Source organism: Saccharopolyspora sp. NPDC002578, from assembly GCF_053592695.1.
Genome location: NZ_JBSFWJ010000073.1, coordinates 1 through 16,632, shown reverse-complemented (window position 1 = coordinate 16,632; position 16,632 = coordinate 1). Strand labels below are relative to the sequence as shown.

Below are 16,632 nucleotides of genomic sequence, written 5' to 3'. Positions count from 1 at the left end.
GATCCCTCTAGCTTAGGTTGCCCTTACCGCAAATCTCGAAATGCGGACGGTGAGAAGCCTCATAGCGCGGTTCGCTCGGGAGGGTAGGGGATCGGTTTTTCGATTGATGACCGGACGCGGACCGTCACAGTACGATCACGGGCAGCGTTGAAGCCCCTACCCGAAAAAGATCTTGTAGAGTACCGACTTTAGTCGGTCCGACCACCGTGGACGCCGGCACTCAGGAGGCAACGATGCACCAGCGGCCGGAACGGCTGCCTGATGGTGTGGACCTCGAAGAACCCGCCGCCGGGTGTCCCGCGGTGCGGGCGGAACCGGAGGTCGAGGGGGTATCGCGCCGCGTCCCGGGAGTCCCGGTTCGCGGCGCGCGGCGTTCGAGGAGGCCGGGAATATGCCGAATGCGAGGCGGCGCCTCCGGAATCCTCGCGAAAGGCGCGATGACGTGGACGGTCGATTCCGGCGGTGCCGGATCATGACCGACGGCGAGCGACCCGAGCGCGCGGACTTCGTCCGCCGCTGGACCCGCGAGATCATCCGCACCAGCTACGTCCCGATGGCCCGCGCCGACATCGAGTCCTTCCTGCGCGGCCACCTCGACGCGATCCTCGACGCGCTGGACGACGTCGACCGGGCCGCCGACGCCGCCGCCGAACTCGGCGAGCGCCTGGTGCGCATCCACTTCACCAGCCCCGCCGCCCTCGACCGGACGTTGTGGATGCTCGGGGCGGAACTGCCGAAGCTGCGGGCGGCCGAGACCGATCCCGCCACCTCGGTCGTCGTGCTCGGCTCGGTGGCCGCCGGCTACGCCGGGCAGCTGCGCGAGCAGACCCTCGACGAGCAGGAGGTCATCAAGCGCGCCGTGCTGCAGGCCAGGGACGCCGCCGAGGAGGCGCTGCGCGCGAGCGAGGCGTCGTTCCGCGCGGTGTTCACCTCGTCCGCGCTGGGCATCGCCATCGTCACGCTCGACGGCACCATCGAAGAGGTCAACGCCCCGATGGAGGGCATCTTCGAGCCGGTGTGCCAGGACCTCGTGGGGCGCAGCGTCTTCGACCTCGCCGACGCGGACTGGGTCGACGACCTGGTGGAGCACGTCGAGGCGCTGTCGGTCGGCGAGGTCGACCGGTTCCAGTCCGAGACGCGGCTCAGCGGTGAGGACGGCGCGCACATCTGGACGCAGGTCTCGGCGTCCCTGGTGCGCGACTCGCAGGAGCGGCCCGACTACCAGGTGCTGCTCTACGAGGACATCACCGACCGGCACATGCTCCAGGAGCAGTTCCGCAGGCAGGCCACCCACGACCCGCTGACGGGCCTGGCGAACCGGACGCTGCTCAAGACGACCATGGACGAGGCGCTGGAACCGGCGTACCCGGGTCGCCGGGTCGGGTTGTGCTACTTCGACCTCGACGGGTTCAAGGCCATCAACGACAGCCTCGGTCACCCCGTCGGCGACGAGCTGCTGCGGGCGATGGCGCAGCGGCTCAACGCGCTGGCCACGATGGAGTCCGGGCTGGCGGCGCGGATGGGCGGCGACGAGTTCGTGGTGCTCATCCCCGACTCGCAGGGCGCGGCCCGGCTCGTCGAGATCGTCGAGCACATGCTCGGCGAGGTCACCCGCCCCGTGTCGGTGCGGGGCCACCAGCTCACGGCGTCGGCCAGCGTCGGCGTCGTGGAGACCGCGGTCGCCGACACCGGGCCCGACGAGCTGCTGCAGGACGCCGACATCACGCTGTACCGGGCGAAGAGCGAGGGCCGGGCGCAGTGGGCGCTCTACGACCCGACGCACAACGCGGAGGCGAAGGAGCGGTTCCGGCTGTCCTCGGCGATGCCGAGCGCGCTGCGCGACCACGAGCTGTACGTGGAGTACGAGCCGGTCCTGTGGCTGGACACCGCCGCCCTCGTGGGGGTGCAGGCGCACCTGCGCTGGGACCACCCGGAGTTCGGCGAGCTGGACGCGGAGGACTTCCTCGGGCTCGCGGAGGAGACGGGCCTGATCACCCGGCTCGGGACGTGGATGCTGGAGCAGGTGTGCGCGCACGCGGTGCACTGGCAGGAGCGGTTCGGCGACCGCGGCCCGGTCGCGGCGGTCGGGCTCTCGGCGCGGCAGCTGCGCGACCCGGAGCTGGTCGCCGACATGCGCCGCATCCTCGGTTCGGCGGGGCTGCCCGCCAGCAAGCTGATCGTCGGAGTGCCGGAGACGGCGCTGTTCGACCAGCGCGGCGATCCGATCGACGCGCTGGAGATCTTCGCCGAGATGGGCCTGACGCTGGCGGTGCACGACTTCGGCCACGCCCACCGGGAGGTGGCCCGGCTGCGCGGCCTGCCGCTGCGCGCGGTGCGGCTGACCGGTGACTACCTCAACAGCTTCGCCGAACCGGGCGGCCCGGATCCGCTGGACGAGCACCTCGTGTCCAGCCTGGTCCGTTCCGCGGAGCTGCTGGGGCTGTCGGTCGTCGGCAACGGCGTGCGCACCATCGAGCAGGCCAACCGGCTGCGGAAGCTCGGCGTGGAGGGCGTGATCGGTCCGTGCGCGGGCGGTCTGGCCTCGGCGATGGAGATCGAGGCGATGATCGCCGACGGCGACCTCGGTTGAGGAGCCCCTCGGACCCGCCGGCTCGGCCGCTCGGGTGGCACGAGGACCCGCCCGCGCCGGGAAGGGGCGGAAATCGGGTGGCGGTCGGCCGATAGCATCGAGGGGGCAAGTGCAAGCCGCCTACATTCGCCGGTCGCCGCTCGGCGACCGTCCTTCGCGAGGAGAAATCGTGTCCGTTCAGCCGTCCGAAGCCCAGCAGGTCACCAGGGTGAAGGTTCCGGCGGGCACAACCGCTGCCGCCGCCGTGGCCGAGGCGGGCCTGCCCTCGCAGGGCGCGCAGGCGATCGTGGTGGTCCGCGACGAGGAGGGCGAGCTGCGCGACCTGGCGTGGTCGCCCGAATCCGATGTGGAGGTCGAGCCGGTCGCCGCCGACACCGAGGCGGGCCGCAGCGTCATCCGGCACTCCGCGGCCCACCTGCTGGCGCAGGCCGTGCAGCAGCAGTTCCCGGACGCGAAGCTCGGCATCGGCCCGCCGGTCAAGGACGGCTTCTACTACGACTTCGACGTGGCGCGCCCGTTCACCCCGGAGGATCTGCAGGCGCTGGAGAAGCGCATGAAGCAGCTCATCAAGTCCGGGCAGAAGTTCTCCCGCCGCCGCTTGGATTCCATCGAGGCCGCGCGCGAGGAGCTGGCCGCCGAGCCGTACAAGCTGGAACTGGTCGACCTCAAGTCCGGCAGCGAGGACGTCGACACCAGCGAGGTCATGGAGGTCGGCGCGGGCGAGCTCACCGTCTACGACAACATCGACCGGCACGGCGAGGTCGTGTGGGGCGACCTGTGCCGCGGCCCGCACGTGCCGCACACCAAGTTCATCCCCGCCTTCAAGCTCACCCGCGTCGCCGCCGCCTACTGGCGCGGCGACCAGAGCAACCAGCAGTTGCAGCGCGTCTACGGCACCGCCTGGGAGTCGAAGGAGGCGATGGCCGAGCACCTGGAGTGGCTGGCGGAGGCCGAGCGCCGCGACCACCGCAGGCTCGGCGCCGAACTCGACCTGTTCTCCTTCCCCGAGGAGGTCGGTTCCGGGCTGCCGGTGTTCCACCCCAAGGGCGGCATCATCCGCCGCGAGCTGGAGGACTACTCCCGGCGCCGCCACGAGGCCGCCGACTACGAGTTCGTGAACACCCCGCACATCACCAAGAGCACGCTGTTCGAGACCTCCGGGCACCTGGACTGGTACAAGGACGGCATGTTCCCGGCGATGCACCTCGACGAGGAGCTCGACGAGAACGGCGCGGTGCGCAAGCAGGGCCAGGACTACTACCTGAAGCCGATGAACTGCCCGTTCCACAACTTGATCTTCCGTTCGCGCGGCCGGTCCTACCGGGAGCTGCCGCTGCGGATGTTCGAGTTCGGCTCGGTGTACCGCTACGAGAAGTCCGGCGTGGTGCACGGCTTGACCCGCGTGCGCGGCATGACGCAGGACGACGCGCACATCTACTGCATGCCGGAGCAGCTGCAGGACGAGCTCAAGTCGCTGCTGTCGTTCGTGCTGGACCTGCTGCGCGACTACGGGCTGGACGACTTCTACCTGGAGCTGTCCACCCGCAACGAGGAGAAGTACGTCGGCGACGACGAGAGCTGGCGGGTGGCGACCGAGGCGCTGCGCGAGGCGGCCGAGTCCTCCGGCCTGGAGCTGGTGGCGGACCCGGGCGGCGCCGCGTTCTACGGGCCGAAGATCTCCGTGCAGGCCAAGGACGCGCTGGGCCGCAGCTGGCAGATGTCGACCATCCAGGTCGACTACCACCTGCCGGACCGGTTCGACCTGGAGTACACCGGGCCGGACGGCACCAAGCAGCGCCCCATCAAGATCCACCGGGCGTTGTTCGGATCCATCGAGCGGTTCTTCGGCGTGCTCACCGAGCACTACGCGGGCGCGTTCCCGGCCTGGCTGTCGCCGGTGCAGGCGGTCGGCATCCCGATCGCCGACGAGCACTCGGAGCACCTGCAGGACGTGGTGAAGGCGTTGCGCGCCAAGGGTATCCGCGCCGAGGTGGACCACGGCGACGACCGGATGCAGAAGAAGATCCGCACCCACACCACGCAGAAGGTGCCGTTCCTGCTGCTGGCGGGCGGCAAGGACGTGGAGGCGGGCGCGGTGTCGTTCCGCTTCCGCGACGGCACCCAGATCAACGGGGTGCCGGTGGCGGACGCGGTGTCCGCGCTGGGCCGTTGGGTGGAGCGCCGGGAGAACGCCTCGCCGACCGCGGAGATCTTCCAGGCGGAACTGGCGGGCGAGGCGGAGACGGCGTGACGGCCGGCGACGGCCCCGTCGACGACAGCGGGGTCCGATTCTCGGAGCAGCGCGGCACCGGCGTGCCGGACGCGCTGCAGCGGTTGTGGACCCCGCACCGGATGGCCTACATCCAGGGCGAGAACAAGCCGGAGGGCGAGGCCAGCGAAGGCTGCCCGTTCTGCCGCTTGCTGGAGTCGGGACTGCCGGACGAGGACACGCTGATCGTGGCCCGCGACGAGCTGGTCTTCGCGATCCTCAACCTGTACCCGTACAACCCCGGCCATCTGATGGTGCTGCCGTACCGGCACGTCGCCGACTACACGGAGCTCACCGAGGCGGAGACGACGGCGGTCGCGGTGTTCACGAAGCGCGCGATGCGGGTGATCCGCGAGGTCTCGGCCCCGCACGGCTTCAACATCGGTCTCAACCAGGGTCCGGTGGCGGGTGCGGGCATCGCCGCGCACCTGCACCAGCACGTGGTGCCCCGCTGGGGCGGCGACGCGAACTTCATGCCGGTCATCGGCCACACGAAGGTCCTGCCGCAGCTGCTCGGCGACACCCGCCGCCTGCTCGCGGAGGCTTGGCGGGACTGAGCCCGCACGAGAAAGGCCGAGGACGCACCCCGCGTCCTCGGCCTTCGTCGTGTTCGGGTGAGTCTCACTCGGCCCGGAGGTTCGCCTCGATCTCCAGGGTGATCTTCACCTTCTCGCCCAGCATGGCGCCGCCCTCGGGGCCGACGCCGAAGTCGGTGCGGTTGAGCGTGGTGGACGCGGAGATGCCGAGCAGCGTGCCGCCCTGGCCGTTGTCGGCGAAGCCGCCGATCTCGGCCGCCAGCGACACCGGCTTGGTCACGCCGTGCAGGGTGAACTCGCCGTCGATGATGTAGTCGCTGCCGTCCGGGCGGATGCCGGTGGAGCGGAAGCCCGCCTTCGGGAAGTTCTCGACGTCGAGGAAGTCGCTGTTGCGCACGTGCGCGTCGCGGTCCCCGTTGCCGGTGTTGATCGTCGCGGGGTCGATGTTCGCGGTGACCGTGGAGTCCAGCGGGTTCTCGGCGGTGACGATCTCGCCGCCGAAGCCGTCGAAGCGGCCCCGGGAACGCCCGACGCCGAGGTGGCGCAGGGTGAACTCGATGTCGGAGTGCACGCTGTCGATGTCCCAGGTGCCGACGACGTAACCGGGGATCGTGGTAGCGGTGCTCATAGACGTTCTCCTGAAGCAGATGCGGAGGGGTTTCCGCTTCCGGTAACGGTGTTGAACCTTCAACCATTCCGGGTTGTGATCTGATTCACGGAGTTGCGGCGGGTCGCCTGCCGTCCGGCCACCCCGGCGGTTCCGGATACTCTGCGACGGAACAGGCACGACGAACTCGGTGCGCAAGGCGGCTGGCAGAACAGGCGATGCTCAACATCTTCGCGCGGGCTTCGATCTCCCGCTGGACGCACCCGCTCGGCGCCGCGCTGGTCCGCGTCGGTCTCACCCCCAACATGGTGACGATCATCGGCACGGTCGCCAGCGTCGCGTCCGCGCTGTGGTTCTTCCCCCGCGGCGAGCTGTTCGTCGGCACCGTCGTGGTCACCGTGTTCCTGCTGTTCGACGTCCTCGACGGCGCGATGGCGCGGGCGGGCGGCACGTCCTCGGAGTTCGGCGGCGTGCTCGACGCGAGCTGCGACCGCATCGCCGACGGCGCTCTGTTCGGCTCCCTGGTGTGGTGGGCGCTGGTCGTCGCCGACGATCGGGTGCTCGGTTCCGGGCTGCTGATCTGCCTGGTGGGCGCGCAGGTCACCTCGTACGTGAAGGCACGCGCCGAAGCCAACGGGCTCAGCGCGGACGGCGGCCTCGCCGAGCGCGCCGAACGCTTCGTGCTCGTCCTCGTCGGCACCGGGCTGCACGGCCTCGGCCTGCCGTACGTGCTGGACGTCGCGGTGTGGGTGCTGGCGGTGCTGTCCGCGTTCACCGTCGTCCAGCGCCTCCGCGCCGCCGCGGTTCAGGCGGGCACCAGCTCCACGTAGCCGGACCACGTGAAGTGCCGCTCCACCGGCAACCGGTCCAGTTCGAGCAGGTCGTCCGCTGCTTTTCCGTCGGGCTCGCCGCGCTCGTCGAGCGGCAGCAGCGCGGCGAAGTACATCCCGAACCGGCAGTCGTGCGCGCGCAGCTTGGCCAATCCCCACGCCGTCAAGCATTCCTCCCAGACCTGGAGCTCCTCGTCTCCGGGGAGTTCGGCGAGGCAGACCAGCTCTTCGTACGCGCCGACCGAGCCGGGCTGGCGGATCTCGTAGAGCGCGATGCCGCAGCGCATGGGTGTACCTCCTGGTGATCGGGTCGTCGGATCGAGTCAGTACGTTGTGCATTCGCACGATCACTGACAGTGCAGTAAAGATTACTTAGTGAATCTTGCTCGCATAGATCACGACCGGGTGATCTTGTTGACTCGGTCGGCGAGCATGCCCAGCAACGGTGGGGAAGAGAGCATCAATGCGCGACGTCAGCAGCGGTTCCGGAACCGGGGCCGCGCAGCCCGTCAGCCCGACCGTCGGTCGCCGCTGGCTGGCGCAGGAGATCCGACGGCTGCGCGAGAACGCGGGTTTGAAGCAAGGCGACGTGGCGGCCAGGCTGCGCTGCGCGCAAGGAAAGATCGCGCACATGGAGAGCATGCGGAACGCGATCAGCGGTCCCGACCTGGAGATCATGCTCCCGTTCTTCGGTGTGCCGGCGGAACGGATCGGCTGGTACCTGCAATTGGCCGATGTCGCCAAGCAGAAGGGCTGGTGGGACGGAAACCAAGCCATCCCGGACTGGTTCTCGCTCTACGTCGGGCTCGAATGGGGAGCCAGCGAGATCCGCGAATGGGATCTCGGCTTCATCCCGGGCATCCTGCAGACGCGGGCCTACGCGGAGGCCGTGCTCGGTGACGATCTGTCCGTCTCGGAGGAGCGACTGGCGAAGCAAGCCGAAGCGCGACTCCGTCGGCGTGACGCGCTCACCAGGGAAGATCTGCCGTTGTTCATGCACGCGATCATCGATGAGGCCGCTCTCCGGCGCGTGATCGGTGGTGAGCGGGTCATGGTCGAGCAGATCCAGCACCTGCTGGAGTTCTGCGCCAGCCCGCACGTGATCGTGCAGGTCATGACTTTTGATCGCGGGCCGCATCGAGGGCAACTCGGATCGTTCCACCTGCTCGACTTCGCGAATGCCGATGATCGGGGTGTCGTCTATGTCGAGAACCAGGCCGGGGGCACCTGCCTCGAAGAGGTCGCTGAGGTGGAGAGCTTCCGCCAGGTGTTCGAAGAGCTGACAATGAAGGCGCTGTCGATCACGGACTCTGAAGTGTTCCTCCGCGAACTGGCAAAGGATCTCGCATGACAACTGGGCGCCACACCTCGAATACGTCGGGCTTAGCTGGGCTTCACTGGCGCAAGAGCAGCCGGAGCGGGCAGGGCGGTGGTGCTTGCGTCGAAGTCGCCCCTGGACAGGCCGTGGTCGGGGTCCGCGACTCGAAGAACCCCTCAGGTCCGGCGCTGCTGTTCGACAGCGGCGTGTGGGCGGCGTTCGTGCGTTCGCTCTGACCGGAGCGGGCGGCAGGACGCGGAACGCGCTGGATAGGCTGCTCACGGCAGGTGTGCGGTCGCGAGGAGGGTGATCCAGTGGGTTCGACGGGCTACGACGTGCGCATCCGGGCGTGGGCGAGCGGGCAGTTCGACTGGTTCCCCCTCGCCTCGGCGGTTCCCGCCGAGACCGTGGAGGTCTTCCGCAAGACCGCGCTGTGGGACGTCGAAGCCGCCGAATCCGAGGCCGCCGCCGACCCGGTCCCGCCGGTCACCTTCCCGCCCACCGAAGCCGACGAGTACGCGGTGTGGATGCGGTACCCGTCCTCCGGCGGCAAGGTCCCGTGGGGCCTGATCGCCGACCACCTCACCTCGGACCAGGCCCGCGCCTACACCCGCAATCCGCAGACCCAGCTCAACGTCCAGCCGGTCGCCCCGCCGCCGCCCGCCGTCCCCGAACCCGACGCCGAACCGGAGTCCGACACCGACGACGAGTGAGCCGGGTTCAGTCGTCTGCTCGCCATTCGATGCAGTCCGGGAGGCGACGAGTCGCGGCGAATTCGCGCAGGACTTCGAACGCGGTCTCCACGGCGATCTCCCCGCCCGGCGAGACCGGGTAGTGATCACCGGTCGGACCCGTGAAGTAGTCCACGGAGGCTGTGTTGGTCCCGCGCGCCGGCTGCAGCAGTTCGCTCGCGCTGTACCACTGCACGGCACCGGCCGTTCCGCGAACACCTATGACCAGGCCTTCTTGTGCATCCGCGCCATGCTGGACGAACCAAGCGATCCCGGCCTCGGAGTCCTGCCTTCGGCTATCGAGCTTGCGGATCTGCACGATCGCGCCCTCGACGTCGTGCAGTTCGAGGTCGAGCAATCCAGCTCGCGGATCGACGGTCCCCTCATCGAGTGCCCCAGGCGAAGCGGAGTGGACGACGCACGATGGCCGATGCGTCCGCCATAGGGGCGAGCGCATCACTGAGATCGATCACTTCCCGCCCGATCGGTCGTCGAAGATCGCAGCGAACTCCGCCCGCTCCGCGCTCGTGATCTCCGGTGCGGGTGCGGCCTTCCAGCCGACCGCGTCGGAACGCTTTCCAACAGCGAGGAAATCGAGCAGCACCGTCCGAACCGCGTGCGCCGAGACGCGGACATCAGAAGGGAAGTCCGTTTGGAAGAACGAGCTCGATCGTTCCGGCCCGGTGCCGTCGGTGAAGCAGGTCCCGCCTGGCCCCGACATCGCGACCGCTCCGGTGCCGTCGTCGAACGCTCCCGCCACCAGTTGCTGATCACCGGAGAACAACGCCAGAGCACTGATGCGGCCGCGTCGCATCGCATCGAGCAGTGCGTCGAGTTCCGCCATTGAACTGATCGCCCGGCTTTCCGCTCGCCCGGTGTGCGGATACGAGTGCCAGTACTCGGCGCAGATCGACGTCATTCGGGCCTCCTCGGGTGACTGCGGCGAAGTCCTTCGATGACCTCCTGCATCCGAGCCGTCCGCCTTCTTCCAGACCGACGGGGGCTCGGTGCCTCGCGTTGGCCGGGGTGAACGGACTGTTCGCCCCATCAGATTGGTCGATCGGTCCGTTCGCTCCACTCGGAACGCATGTGGATCACCCGGTCAGGTGGGCATCGGGTCGTAGCGTTCGAAGTGGCGGGTGAAGGTGGCGCTGCCGGAGCTGAGCGAGCGGATGTTGATCGAATAGCGGACCAGTTCGCTGGAGGGGACGTGGGCGCGCACCACGGTCCAGCCGGCCTCGTCCGGCTCGGTGCCGACGACCTTGCCGCGGCGGCTGGACAGATCGCCCAGGACCACGCCCAGGTGCTCGTCCGGGATGAACACCGCCACCGCGTCCATCGGCTCCAGCGTCACCAGCCCGGCCTGCTCGGCGGCGGCGCGCAGCGCGAGCGCCCCGGCGGTCTGGAACGCGGCGTCCGACGAGTCCACGCTGTGCGCCTTGCCGTCGACCAGCGTGACCTTCAGGTCCACCAGCGGGACGCCGTCCTCCAAGCCGCGTTCCACCTGCGCGCGAACGCCTTTCTCCACGCTCGTGATGAACTGCTTCGGGATGGCGCCGCCCACGACGCGGTCGGCGAACTCGACGCCGGTGCCGCGCGGCGCGGGCTCCACCTCGATGTCGCACACCGCGTACTGGCCGTGGCCGCCGGACTGCTTCACGTGCTTGCCGTGGCCCTTCGCGGCCTGCCCGAACGTCTGGCGCAGCGCCACCCGCACCGGCTCGGTGTCGACCTCGGCGCCGCCCTCGCGCAGGCGTTGCAGCACGACGTCGGCGTGCGCCTCGCCCATGCACCACAGCACCAGCTGGTGCGTTTCGGAGTCCTTCTCCAGGCGCAGGCTCGGATCGGCGGCGATGAGCCGGTTCAGGTTGCGCGCCAACGCCTCCTCGTCGCTGCGGTTGTGCGCGACGACGGCGATCGGAAGCAGCGGCTCCGGCATCGGCCACGGCGACAGCAGCAGCGGCGCCGCCGGATCGGACAACGTGTCGCCCGTTTCGGCCGAGCCGAGCTTCGTCAGCGCGCACAGGTCGCCCGCCACGCACCGCGACACCTCCCGCAGGCCCGAGCCCAGCGGGGAGTACAGGTGCGCGACCCGCTCGTCCTCGTCGTGGTCCGGATGCCCGCGCTCGGCCATGCCGTGCCCGGAGACGTGCACCGCCCGCTCCGGCAGCAACGTCCCGGAGAACACCCTGGCCAGCGACACCCGGCCCACGTAGGAGTCGACGGAGGTGTGCACGACCTCCGCGGCCAGCGGACCCGCCGGATCCGGGTCCAGCCTGCGCGGACCCCGGCCGCGCGGGTCGGTGAACTCCGGAGCCGGATGTTCCAGCGGCGACGGGAAACCGCGGATCAGCCCGTCGAGCAGCTCCGGCAGGCCCAGTTCGGTGGCGGCGCACACCGGCAGCACCGGGTGCAAGCCGCCGCGGGAGACCGCGGTCTCCAAGTCGCGGATCAGCGTCGCCTCCTCGATCCGCTCGCCCGCGACGTAGCGGTCCATCAAGGACTCGTCCTCGCTCTCGGCGATGATCGCCTCGATGAGCTCGGCGCGTTCCCGCTCGCGCTCGCGCGGTGAACCCGTGCCCGAGGTGGTGCCGGTGAGCACGCCCATCAGGCCGGTGAAGGTGCCGTCCGCCCCGCGCAGCGGCAGGTGCAGCGGCAGCACACCGGCCCCGAACGCTTCCCGGCAGGACTCCAGGGCGGTGTCCGGGTCAGCCCGGTGCTGGTCCAGCCGGGACAGCACCACGGCACGCGGCATGTCGACCTGGGCGCACTCGTGCCAGATCGCTCGGGTGGCCGCGTCGACGCCTTCGGCGGCGGCCACCACGAACAGCGCCGCGTCGGCCGCCCGCAGGCCGGCGCGCAGCTCACCGACGAAATCGGCGTAGCCGGGCGTGTCGATGAGGTTGATCTTGTGGTCGTCGTGCCGCACCGGGGCCACCGAGAGCGCGACCGAGCGCTGCTGCTCGATGGCGGCGCTGTCGTGGTCGCACACCGTGGTGCCCTCCACGACCGAACCGTTGCGCGGAATGGTGCCGGTCGCGGTCAGCAGCGCCTCCACCAAGGTGGTCTTGCCCGCGCCGGACGGGCCGACCAGGACGACGTTGCGGATCGTCGCCGGATCGGTGGGAGCGGGCGCGGCCTGCACTCCCGGAACGCTCTGCTTGCTGCCCATCGCTGCCCCCTCGGACGGTGTCGTGTGTCACCGATCACACACCCGAGTGACGGCGCGTGCAATGCCGTTCACCACCGACGATGTTCGGCGGAACGCGAAGTGGACTACTGGGAAACCGGGTGAGTGGACCGTGGAAGTGGTCCAGTTCGCGCCTACCGTCGACGGTGCACGCGGCGCTCCCCACCGCCGCACCGGACCAGAGGGAAGGCAGACGTTGACCGACACCGCAGCCACCGCGCAGGCCACCGGCACCGACGGAGTGAAACGGGGCATGGCCGAGATGCTCAAGGGCGGGGTGATCATGGACGTCGTGACCCCGGAGCAGGCGAAGATCGCCGAAGCCGCCGGGGCGGTCGCCGTGATGGCCCTCGAACGGGTGCCCGCCGACATCCGCGTCCAGGGCGGCGTCGCCCGCATGTCCGACCCGGACATGATCGACGGCATCGTCGAGGCGGTCTCCATCCCCGTGATGGCCAAGGCGCGCATCGGGCACTTCGTCGAAGCCCAGGTGCTGCAATCGCTCGGCGTCGACTACATCGACGAATCCGAGGTGCTCACCCCCGCCGACGAAGCGCTGCACATCGACAAGTGGGCGTTCACCGCGCCGTTCGTCTGCGGGGCCACGAACCTCGGCGAAGCGCTGCGCCGCATCGCCGAGGGCGCCGCGATGATCCGATCGAAGGGCGAGGCTGGCACCGGCAACGTCGTCGAGGCGACCCGGCACATGCGCGCCATCCGCGCCGAGATCCGGCGGCTCGGCACCCTCGACGGCGAGGAGCTGTACGCGGCGGCCAAGGAGCTCCGCGCCCCGGTCTCGCTGGTCCAGGAGGTCGCGGCGGCGGGCGAGCTGCCGGTCGTGCTGTTCACCGCGGGCGGCCTGGCCACCCCGGCGGACGCGGCGATGATGCGCCAGCTCGGCGCGGAGGGCGTGTTCGTCGGCTCCGGCATCTTCAAGTCCGGTGACCCGGCCAAGCGCGCCGAGGCGATCGTGAAGGCCACGACCTTCTACGACGACCCGGACGTCATCGCGAAGGTCTCCCGCGGCCTGGGCGAGGCCATGGTCGGCCTCAACGTCGAATCGCTCCCGGCGGACCAGCGCTACGCCCAGCGCGGTTGGTGACGCCCTCGCCCCGCCCCGGGTGTCGCGTTGTGGACGATTCCCGCAATTTCGCGAGAAATTGAACCATCTGAACGTGGCAAGATCGCCGATCTCGGGCTCCAGCGGGCCCATGACCAGGGTGAATGGTTGTCCACATGGGGTGTCCGACACGCGGGGCGCGTTCGATTTCTCGCGAAATCGCGGCCCTGGTGGTCACACGTGCTCCATGAGCAGGACCGCCGTGGTGTCGGGTTCGAGGGCCTCGTAGGTGTGCGGGACGTCGCCCGCGAAGGAGGCGTAGTCGCCGGGCGCGAGCTCGACCTGCGCCTCCTCCGGGCCCGCCCGGAGCCGGCCCGCGGTGATCAGCAGGTGCTCCACGGTGCCCGGCAGGTGGCCGTCGGCGCGGCGGGCGTTGCCGGGCTGCGCCTCGATGAGGTGCAGGTCGCGGCGGGCTCCGCTGGGGCACGCCGAGATCATCGCGGCGGCGAAGGGGGAGTGCTCGGAGCGGATCAGCATCGTCTCGCCGGCGCGCACGACGCGGATCTGCGGAGCGCGCTGCTCGACGAGCCTGCTGAACGGCACGCCCAGCGCCAAGCCGAGCGCCCACAGCGTCTCCACGCTGGGGTTGCCGGAGCCCGATTCGAGCTGGGAGAGCGTGGACTTCGCCACGCCGGCGCGTTTGGCCAGTTCGGACAGCGTCAGTCCGGCGCGGGTGCGTTCGCGGCGCAGCGCCGCGGAGATGATCTCCAACGGTGAGGTCATGGCTGCCGTTCGTCATATCGGTCGTCGCGTTCGATTTGACGAACGCTCGGGCTGGTGTTCAGTATATCGGACCATGAGGTCGTTATGGCGAACGATGCGTTCGTTGTGGAAGGACAAGCTGATCAGGGACCTGGCGGCGCTGATCCCGGCGCTCGCCGTGGTCGCCGTCTCGCTCGGTGCCATCGCGGTGACCAAGGGAGTGCCGGTCTGGCTGATCACGTTCACCGCCGCCGTGGTGTTCGCGGGCGGATCCGAATTCATGCTCGTCGGCCTGCTCACCGGCGGCGCCGCCCCGGCGACCGCGGTCGTGGGCGGCCTGCTGCTCAACTCCCGGCACTTCCCGTACGGGCTGGCCGTCGGCGACCTGATCGGCACCGGCTGGCGACGGCTGCTCGGCAGCCACCTGATGGTCGACGAAGCCGTCGCGTTCGCCCTCGCCGAGACCGCCCCCGACCGGCGGCGCCGCGCCTACTGGATCACCGGAGCCGCGCTGTACGTCACCTGGGTGCCATCGGTGCTGCTCGGCGGCCTGCTGGGGCAAGTGGTCGGCGACCCGAACGCGCTCGGCCTGGACGCGGCGCTGCCCGCCGCGATCCTCGCGCTGCTCGTGCCCGCGCTGCGCGACGCGCCGACGCTGCGCGCGGTGCTCGCCGGGGTGGTGCTCGCGCTGGTGACCACACCGGTGCTGCCCGCCGGGATGCCGGTGATGGTCGCGCTGCTCGGCGTGGCCCTCGCGCTGCCCGTGCGGCGCTCACCGGAGCAGGAGGTCGCGGCGTGAACCCGGCCGTCGTGCTCGTGCTGGCCGCCGGGACCTACGCGCTGCGGCTGGCCGGACCGCTGCTGCGCAGGCGGATCACGATCTCGCAGCGCTGGGAGCGGTTGCTGGGCATCGCCGCGACCGTGCTGCTCGCCGCGTTCGTCGCCACCGGCGCCGCGGTGGAAGCAGGAGGATTCGCCGGCGTCGCCAGGGTCGGCGGCGTCGTGATCGCCGGCGTGCTCGCGTTCCGCGGGGCGCCGTTCGTACTGGTGGTGCTGGTCGCCGCCGCCGTCACGGCGGTGCTGCGGCTGGCCGGGGTGGGATGAACGGAGCAGCAGAAGTGCACGACAATCGAGGGGTGTCCACCGCAGCACCCGTGATCGGCGTCCTCGCGTTGCAAGGGGGCGTCGCCGAACACCTCGCCGCGCTCGACCGCAGCGGCGCGGTGGCCAAGCCGGTGCGCAGGCCCGAAGAACTCGCGGACCTGCACGGCGTGGTGCTGCCGGGCGGGGAGTCGACGACCATGAGCCGGTTGCTGCACTCCTTCGAGCTGTTCGAACCGTTGCGGGAACGCCTCGCGGCCGGTCTGCCCGCGTACGGCTCGTGCGCGGGGATGGTGCTGCTCGCCGACGACGTGCCCGGAGCCGCGGAAGCGGGCGTGACCCCGCTCGGCGCGTTGGACATGACCGTGCGGCGCAACGCCTTCGGCAGGCAGGTCGACTCGTTCGAAGCCGACCTCGACTTCACCGGCGTGGCAGGGCCGGTCCACGCGGTGTTCATCCGCGCCCCCTGGGTGGAGCGGATCGGCCCGGGAGTCCAGGTCCTCGCCGAGGTCACCCCGCGCGGATCAGGCGACCAGCCCGCCGCCGGTAGGATCGTCGCGGTTCAGCAGGGGCGCGTGCTCGCCACCAGCTTCCACCCGGAGCTGGTCCGCGGCGACGAGCGCGTGCACCGGCATTTCGTGCACACCGTTCGCGCAGGCTGAAGGCCTCGGTCTCGCCTGGCGCGGCGTGGAAAGACGGAGGAAAGATGAGCGGCCACTCCAAGTGGGCGACCACCAAGCACAAGAAGGCCGCCGTCGACGCCAAGCGCGGCAAGCTCTTCGCGAAGCTGATCAAGAACGTGGAGGTCGCGGCGCGCACCGGCGGGGGAGACCCGGACGGCAACCCGACGCTCTACGACGCCATGCAGAAGGCGCGCAAGAACTCGGTGCCGGTCGACAACATCGAACGGGCCCGCAAGCGCGGCGGCGGTGAAGAGGCGGGCGGCGCCGACTGGCAGACCCTGATGTACGAGGGCTACGGCCCGAACGGCGTCGCCGTGCTGGTCGAGTGCCTGACCGACAACAAGAACCGCGCGGCGGGCGAAGTCCGCACCGCGATGACCCGCAACGGCGGATCGATGGCCGACGCCGGATCGGTGTCCTACATGTTCTCCCGGCGCGGCGTGCTGATCGTGCCGAAGAACGGCCTGACCGAGGACGACGTGCTCGGCGCGGTCCTGGAAGCCGGTGCCGAAGAGGTCAACGACCTCGGCGAGAGCTTCGAAGTGCTGTGCGAGCCGACCGACCTGGTCGAAGTGCGCAAAGCGGTGCAGGCGGCCGAGATCGAGTACGACTCCTCGGAGCTCAGCTTCCTGGCCTCGGTCAACGTCCCGCTCGACGTCGAGGGCGCGCGCAAGGTCTTCAAGCTGATCGACGCGCTGGAGGACTGCGACGACGTGCAGAACGTCTACGCGAACTTCGACGCCTCAGACGAGGTCATGGCTGAACTCGACGCCTGAGTCGTTGCTCCGGCGTTCGGTTTGGCGTGGTGGTCGGGTGGCGGAACCTCAGCTTCCTTCTCGCTGCGGGATCTTTTTCCCGAGCACTCGCCGGTGTCCGGCGCGTCCGCCGGAGCGGACTCCTGCACCGCGAATTCTGATTTCTCCAAGCCCAGCGCGAGCCCGTAGCGGTAAGCGGG

18 protein-coding genes are annotated in these 16,632 nt (G+C 70.0%); 12 read left to right on the top strand and 6 right to left on the bottom strand.

The features are described from left to right. The first annotated feature begins 472 nt into the window (after positions 1 to 472). The 3 genes from ACWD38_RS25440 (at position 473) to ACWD38_RS25430 (ending at position 5,416) form a co-directional block, all read left to right on the top strand. Complete coding sequence (locus ACWD38_RS25440; protein ID WP_184478088.1) at positions 473 to 2,590, top strand: putative bifunctional diguanylate cyclase/phosphodiesterase; 2,118 nt, start codon at positions 473 to 475, stop codon at positions 2,588 to 2,590. 208 nt (positions 2,591 to 2,798) lie between these two features. Further along, positions 2,799 to 4,841 carry a threonine--tRNA ligase gene (thrS, locus tag ACWD38_RS25435; protein ID WP_184484970.1) on the top strand — a complete coding sequence of 681 codons (2,043 nt, stop codon included), beginning with the start codon at positions 2,799 to 2,801 and terminating at the stop codon, positions 4,839 to 4,841. A 101-nt stretch (positions 4,842 to 4,942) separates the two neighbouring features. Then, positions 4,943 to 5,416 (top strand): HIT family protein, encoded by a 474-nt coding sequence (locus tag ACWD38_RS25430; protein ID WP_184484972.1) that lies wholly within the window; start codon positions 4,943 to 4,945, stop codon positions 5,414 to 5,416. Between the two features lie 64 nt (positions 5,417 to 5,480). Here the strand turns inward: ACWD38_RS25430 and ACWD38_RS25425 are convergent, their stop codons facing one another. Continuing rightward, positions 5,481 to 6,023 (bottom strand): YceI family protein, encoded by a 543-nt coding sequence (locus ACWD38_RS25425; RefSeq protein WP_184478089.1) that lies wholly within the window; start codon positions 6,021 to 6,023, stop codon positions 5,481 to 5,483. A 197-nt stretch (positions 6,024 to 6,220) separates the two neighbouring features. Between ACWD38_RS25425 and pgsA the strand changes: the two genes are divergently transcribed. Further along, positions 6,221 to 6,832, top strand: coding sequence for a phosphatidylinositol phosphate synthase (gene pgsA / locus ACWD38_RS25420; protein WP_450125068.1), 612 nt, complete (start codon positions 6,221 to 6,223; stop codon positions 6,830 to 6,832). Here the strand turns inward: pgsA and ACWD38_RS25415 are convergent. Further along, entirely contained in the window at positions 6,808 to 7,119 is a 312-nt protein-coding gene (locus tag ACWD38_RS25415; RefSeq protein ID WP_450125067.1) for a hypothetical protein, read from the bottom strand. The genes pgsA and ACWD38_RS25415 overlap by 25 nt on opposite strands. A 176-nt stretch (positions 7,120 to 7,295) precedes the next feature. On the opposite strand from ACWD38_RS25415, the gene ACWD38_RS25410 reads away from it, so the two are divergent. The 3 genes from ACWD38_RS25410 to ACWD38_RS25400 all read left to right on the top strand — a co-directional run bounded on the left by ACWD38_RS25410 (position 7,296) and on the right by ACWD38_RS25400 (position 8,863). Then, the gene (locus ACWD38_RS25410) at positions 7,296 to 8,183 is read left to right on the top strand and encodes a helix-turn-helix domain-containing protein (protein ID WP_184478092.1); all 888 of its coding nucleotides are present in this window, start codon (positions 7,296 to 7,298) and stop codon (positions 8,181 to 8,183) included. Further along, positions 8,180 to 8,386: a DUF397 domain-containing protein gene (locus ACWD38_RS25405; RefSeq protein ID WP_184478093.1), complete on the top strand. Its 207-nt coding sequence runs from the start codon at positions 8,180 to 8,182 to the stop codon at positions 8,384 to 8,386. The genes ACWD38_RS25410 and ACWD38_RS25405 overlap by 4 nt, the downstream gene beginning before the upstream one ends. 78 nt (positions 8,387 to 8,464) lie before the next feature. Then, positions 8,465 to 8,863: a hypothetical protein gene (locus tag ACWD38_RS25400; protein WP_184478094.1), complete on the top strand. Its 399-nt coding sequence runs from the start codon at positions 8,465 to 8,467 to the stop codon at positions 8,861 to 8,863. A 7-nt stretch (positions 8,864 to 8,870) separates the two neighbouring features. On the opposite strand, the gene ACWD38_RS25395 is transcribed toward ACWD38_RS25400, so the two are convergent. The 3 genes from ACWD38_RS25395 to ACWD38_RS25385 form a co-directional block, all read right to left on the bottom strand. Beyond that, positions 8,871 to 9,239, bottom strand: coding sequence for an Imm1 family immunity protein (locus ACWD38_RS25395; RefSeq protein ID WP_184478095.1), 369 nt, complete (start codon positions 9,237 to 9,239; stop codon positions 8,871 to 8,873). Positions 9,240 to 9,350: 111 nt separating this feature from the next. Then, a complete protein-coding gene (locus ACWD38_RS25390; RefSeq protein WP_450125066.1) occupies positions 9,351 to 9,959 on the bottom strand; it encodes an Imm1 family immunity protein in 609 nt (202 codons plus the stop codon). 24 nt (positions 9,960 to 9,983) lie between these two features. Then, on the bottom strand, positions 9,984 to 12,053 hold the full coding sequence (locus ACWD38_RS25385; RefSeq protein WP_450125065.1) for an elongation factor G-like protein EF-G2: 2,070 nt from the start codon (positions 12,051 to 12,053) through the stop codon (positions 9,984 to 9,986). Positions 12,054 to 12,267: 214 nt separating this feature from the next. Between ACWD38_RS25385 and pdxS the strand changes: the two genes are divergently transcribed. Beyond that, positions 12,268 to 13,173 (top strand): pyridoxal 5'-phosphate synthase lyase subunit PdxS, encoded by a 906-nt coding sequence (gene pdxS / locus ACWD38_RS25380; protein WP_184478098.1) that lies wholly within the window; start codon positions 12,268 to 12,270, stop codon positions 13,171 to 13,173. Positions 13,174 to 13,365: 192 nt separating this feature from the next. Here pdxS and ACWD38_RS25375 read toward each other — a convergent pair whose 3' ends face one another. Continuing rightward, entirely contained in the window at positions 13,366 to 13,914 is a 549-nt protein-coding gene (locus ACWD38_RS25375; protein ID WP_450125064.1) for a helix-turn-helix domain-containing protein, read from the bottom strand. A 94-nt stretch (positions 13,915 to 14,008) separates the two neighbouring features. Here ACWD38_RS25375 and ACWD38_RS25370 point away from each other — a divergent pair, with 94 nt between their 5' ends. The 4 genes from ACWD38_RS25370 to ACWD38_RS25355 are packed head-to-tail and all read left to right on the top strand — an operon-like array spanning position 14,009 to position 16,453. Then, entirely contained in the window at positions 14,009 to 14,692 is a 684-nt protein-coding gene (locus tag ACWD38_RS25370; RefSeq protein ID WP_450125063.1) for an AzlC family ABC transporter permease, read from the top strand. Next, a complete protein-coding gene (locus tag ACWD38_RS25365; protein WP_184478101.1) occupies positions 14,689 to 14,997 on the top strand; it encodes an AzlD domain-containing protein in 309 nt (102 codons plus the stop codon). The genes ACWD38_RS25370 and ACWD38_RS25365 overlap by 4 nt, the downstream gene beginning before the upstream one ends. Beyond that, positions 14,994 to 15,656, top strand: a complete 663-nt coding sequence (pdxT, locus tag ACWD38_RS25360; RefSeq protein ID WP_184478102.1) for a pyridoxal 5'-phosphate synthase glutaminase subunit PdxT — start codon at positions 14,994 to 14,996, stop codon at positions 15,654 to 15,656. The genes ACWD38_RS25365 and pdxT overlap by 4 nt, the downstream gene beginning before the upstream one ends. A 44-nt stretch (positions 15,657 to 15,700) precedes the next feature. Continuing rightward, positions 15,701 to 16,453 (top strand): YebC/PmpR family DNA-binding transcriptional regulator, encoded by a 753-nt coding sequence (locus ACWD38_RS25355; protein WP_184478103.1) that lies wholly within the window; start codon positions 15,701 to 15,703, stop codon positions 16,451 to 16,453. Positions 16,454 to 16,632 lie beyond the last annotated feature (179 nt).